This is a genomic window from Aestuariibaculum sediminum, from assembly GCF_014596945.1.
Classification (GTDB): Bacteria; Bacteroidota; Bacteroidia; order Flavobacteriales; family Flavobacteriaceae; genus Aestuariibaculum; species Aestuariibaculum sediminum.
In genome coordinates this window covers 685,820-690,670 of sequence record NZ_JACVXB010000002.1, presented here as the reverse complement: position 1 = coordinate 690,670, position 4,851 = coordinate 685,820, and the positions used below count along the sequence as shown (strand labels likewise).

At 36.8% G+C, this 4,851-nt stretch carries 3 protein-coding genes; all 3 read left to right on the top strand.

Annotation, left to right across the window (positions count from 1 at the left end; translation table 11 throughout):
* Window positions 1-2,036 (top strand): T9SS type A sorting domain-containing protein (locus ICJ83_RS16935; RefSeq protein WP_223154639.1); only part of this gene is annotated, 2,036 nt, incomplete at its 5' end.
* A 186-nt stretch (window positions 2,037-2,222) separates the two neighbouring features.
* On the top strand, window positions 2,223-3,398 hold the full coding sequence (locus ICJ83_RS07680) for a T9SS type A sorting domain-containing protein (RefSeq protein ID WP_188229791.1): 1,176 nt from the start codon (window positions 2,223-2,225) through the stop codon (window positions 3,396-3,398).
* A 131-nt stretch (window positions 3,399-3,529) separates the two neighbouring features.
* On the top strand, window positions 3,530-4,851 hold a 1,322-nt coding region (locus tag ICJ83_RS07675; RefSeq protein ID WP_188229790.1), incomplete at its 3' end, for a putative metal-binding motif-containing protein.

Genomic DNA, 4,851 nt, shown 5'->3' with positions numbered 1-4,851 from the left:
ATCCACTACCAGAGATGAGTTGTCCAGATCCAATAAGTGTATGTATTGATGCGGATGCCTTTGCATTAAGCGGAGCAACACCCCAAGGAGGTACCTATACAGGAACTGGCGTTGCAGCTGGAATGTTCGATCCAGCCGTAGCAGGTGCTGGTACACACTCCATCACTTACACATATGTAAATCCAGAGACCGAATGTGAGAACTACTGTATGTTTGATATTACTGTTAATGAACTTCCAACCGTAACAGTTACAGGAGGCGAAGTTTGTCCAGATCAGGAGATTTGGGTTACAGCAGACCCAACACCAGCGGATGATGATAATGTAGATTATGAATATAGTTGGTCATATAATGGACCTTTCCCATTAGATTTCGTTGACCCAGGAAATGTAGCTAGTTTCCAAACAGGAATTGTTGGTGAATATACTGTAGTAATTACAAATACAGAAACAGAATGTACTGCTACAAACTCTGGAAATGTAACATTAGGATTTATACAAACCAATGCCCAAGCCACAGGTATCGATCTTTGTATAAGTGAATTAGTTGAACAGGGAGACAACTTTATAAAATCAAGAACAGTTGATCCAGGTGGAGATTTATTTGTTGTGTTCACCAAGTTAATTCAGACAATAGACGGTGTTGTTACTGAAATTGATTTAGCAGAAACAGAATTACCAGACAATATTATCGATTTGATATCACCAGGTACTTACGAGTTCTTCATTAAATTAAAAAATCTACAAGGTTGTGTATCGGCAAACCCGCAAACATTCTCAATTGTAGTATTTGATGAACCTACCTGTTCAATTGTCCCTCAGGACACTATTTGTGTGGGTGATGAATTTAGCTTGGTGTATGATGGTGGTGGAGAAGGATTAGAATTCTTCTGGTCTTCTGATGGTGATGCTATTATAGCTGATCCATATGCAATGAGTACTACTGCAACAAACGTAGTAGATGGTGAAATTTTCACATTACAACTAGCAAATGATAATGAATGTCTTTCTACCTGTACAATTGAGGCAGATGTTAAACCTTGCGTTGGAAATTGTGGTACAGCTTATGCAAAATTAGCAGATGATGCAAGTATTGAAAACCACACTGACACTAATGGAGCAATTTGTTTTGAAGAAGCTGGTGGTTTCGCACGATGGGGTTGGACTAATAAATTAAATTGTGAAGGTAATTATGAAATGCCAATCTATAGAGGAGCGGGTCAATGCGATATCTCAAAAGGAGAATTAGTAGGAACTGCAATGGTTTCTTATATTGATGGCGGAGTAACAGTTAATTTAAGTGTAGATGACAATAAAGTTTTAAGTGAAGCGCATGTATATGTTGGCTGTGATCCATTCCCATCTAAGAAAAAAGGCGGGTATTACACAGTTGCTCCAGGACAATATCCATTTAACCCTAGTTTAAGCTGTGATGGTTCTGATACTTATGTACAGAATTACACAGTTACTGTGAATGCAGGTGAATTAGATATGGATTTTAATGGAGGTATATTTGTAATCATTCATACTGTGGTTTGCGATCTGTTGTGTGATGATAATGAAGGTGGTTGTACAGAAGAACAATTAGCTCAAATCATTTCAGAAGATTGCGAAGGAGGTACTCAAGCTTTTACCACATACGATGTAGATTGTTATCTTGAAAAAGATGATGACGATGGAGATGGAGTTGTTGATGCTTGTGATGCCTGTATGAAAGTTTATGGTGAAGGACCAGATGGTTGTCCGTTAGAAGCTAAATCAGTAACTTCAACCGAAACAGTTAACTTTGTTGCGTATCCAGTACCATTTAAAAACATCATTAATCTACAGTATAGATTTGAATATGATACCCAAGTGGATTTTGAGGTGTTCGATACAAAAGGTGCTTTAATTAGAAAAGCGGAAGACAACAACTATATTAAAGGATCTGTGGGTACTAAATCCATTGATTTGTCCGCAGCAGATAGTCAATTGTTCTTTGTAAGGTTATCAACCAACAGAGGATCATTGGTTAAGAAAATCGTATCCGATAAATAATTAATTTAAATAACCTTAATTGCGAAAGCAACTCTTGTAAGAGTTGCTTTCCTTTTTTGTCAGAAATCCAGTAAAACAGGTAACTCATCAAAAAAAACAACATATTGCTTCATTTTTTCGTAATTTATAATAGCTAATTATTTATAACTAAACGAGTTAATTAAACTTCTAATATCTTTTCTATTTATGAAAAAAATTACTCCAACTTTATTTCTCCTTTTTATTTGTTATTATGCGTATGCACAGCCAGCAAATAATGATTGTAGTGGTGCTATAGCACTTATACTAGATGATCCAGCAACACTAGTTACTATTGATGGGACCGTTTCGGACTCAGGCGTTGCAGATCCTGGATGCGCAAGTTATAATGGTGCAGATTTATGGTATACAGTTAGTATCCCTGCCTCAGGTGGTGTTAAAATTACCACCAGTACAAACGACAATAGTATTACCGATACGGGATTAGCAGCATACACGGGTGCTGATTGTAATAATCTTACCTTATTAAAATGTAATGATGATTCATCTGGTTCAAATACGTTTTCAATAATACTTTCAGCAGACGACCAAGGCACAACGGTTTACATTCGCGTTTGGGAATTTGAGTCAAATCAGTTAGGAACATTTTATATACAGGCAGAAACTTTTACCCCTCCAGCGGTTGCAACTAACGATGAATGTATTAATGCTATCGATTTGACATTAAGCAGTACTTGTAATCCTATTATAGGATCTAATAATGCCACCGCTTCACAAGGAGTACCCAGTACTGGTGGCTGTGGTGCGTACCAAGGTGGAGATGTATGGTTTAGAGTTATCGCTCCTGATAGCGGACATGTTATAATAGAAACTACAGAGGATGATGACGAATCTATAACCGATGGCGCTATTTCTATGTACTCAGGAACATGTGGTAGCTTAACCCTAATGCAATGTGATGAAGCGGGAAATGTTAATAATACATTATATGATTTTGGTAGAATAGAAGTAACCGGACTTATTCCTGGGGACCCTTATTTTATTAGATTTTGGTCTTTTGACAATAGAGATATAGGAACCTTTAAAATTTGCGCCATTGATCCCGAATCTTTGTCTAATTCATTTGTTGAACTGCCAGAATTTGCAATGTATCCAAATCCTGTAGGACCAGATAGAATTGTGAGTTTTAAATTTAAACAGGTCGGCAATAATGCGGATATGATGATTTTTGATTTACAAGGTAAAGTAGTGTTGAGTCGGTTGGGAATGTCATTTAATGAGGATATGGTGAAAGTTTCTGTAGCTAACATGACATCTGGAATCTATTTTGTAAAAATTATCAGCGATCATAATATCTTAACTAAAAAACTATTTATTAAATAAAATTTTAATACAACAATTACTTAGCCCATTTCTCGGTAAATCTATTTTATGATATAGGTATTTCTTTTTTCATCACCTTTAAAGTGATGTCCTCTATTATATCAAACCAATCAGTTGTTACTATATAACAGATGAATAAAATAGTATTAATAATTATTTGGGCAGCTTTTTCTGAACTGTTGCAAGCACAAACTGAACCTCCTGTAAATGATATTTGCAGTGGTGCTATCGAGTTATCAGTCGCTGATTCTGGAATTTGCACCCCTCAATTGGTTACTATCGATAGTGATGTAGAGGATTCTAATTTTGTTAATCCAGGTTGTGGTGATTATCAAGGGGCCGATTTGTGGTATAAGGTCTCAATACCAAATACGGGTGGCGTTAGAATTGAAACAAGTATGAGTGATGGCTCTATATCGGATACAGGAATGGCTGTTTACAAAGGGAGCGATTGTAATGGCTTAATTCTATTATCGTGTAATGATGATATCGGAGGTAGCTCTAATCGCTATTCTGGAATTTCTATTGCAGACACACCCGGAAATATTTTATACATAAGAGTTTGGGAATATGGCGGTTCTATCGATAACGGAACATTTAATATATGTGCTTATCAAATTTCGCCACCACCTGTCGCATCTAACGACGATTGTAGCACAGCAATAAGCTTAAGTCTTGGTGTTACCTGTAGTTCGATATTGGGGTCGAATAACGCTACGAGTTCCGAAGACATAGATACTACTATACCTGGAGCGGGATGTGCCAGCTACCAGGGTAATGATGTTTGGTTTAAAGTTACTGTACCATCCAGTGGGAATATTGTTATTGAAACCAGAGAAAGTGATGGATCAATTACTGATGGAGGCTTGGCTGTTTATACTGGAGATTGTGACCCAAATGGCCTAACCTTACTAAAATGCGATGATGATGGAAATAAAGGCTTAAATACCACTTTAAATTTTGAGCGTATACAACAAACGAATCTTGCACCTGGTCTGGTATTATATATAAGGGTATGGTCTTACGAAAATAAAGAATTAGGGACTTTCAATATTTGTGCTATTGATCCTGGTTCACTCGATGACGATAATGATGGAGATGGTTACTCTGAAAATCAAGGGGATTGTAATGATGCGAATGCAAATTTTTATCCTGGCGCAACAGAAATTTGTGATGGATTAGATAATGATTGTGATGGTGAAATTGATGAGGGTTTAATTTTGGTTAATTACTTTCCAGACCTTGATGAAGATGGTTATGGTGACGCCAATGCATCTCCTACAATGGTATGCTCCGCTTTAAAACCTGAAGGATTTGTTAACAACAACCTTGATTGTAATGATGACAATGAAAACATAAACCCAGACACTGGCGAGATCCCCGATAATGGTATCGATGAAAACTGTGATGGCTTTGACCTAAAAACTTGGTATCAGGATTCCGATAATGATAA

Coding starts and splice junctions, on each gene's coding strand:
- ICJ83_RS07680 (WP_188229791.1), top strand. CDS start 2,223: ATGAAAAAAATTACTCCAACTTTATTTCTCCTTTTTATTTGTTATTAT.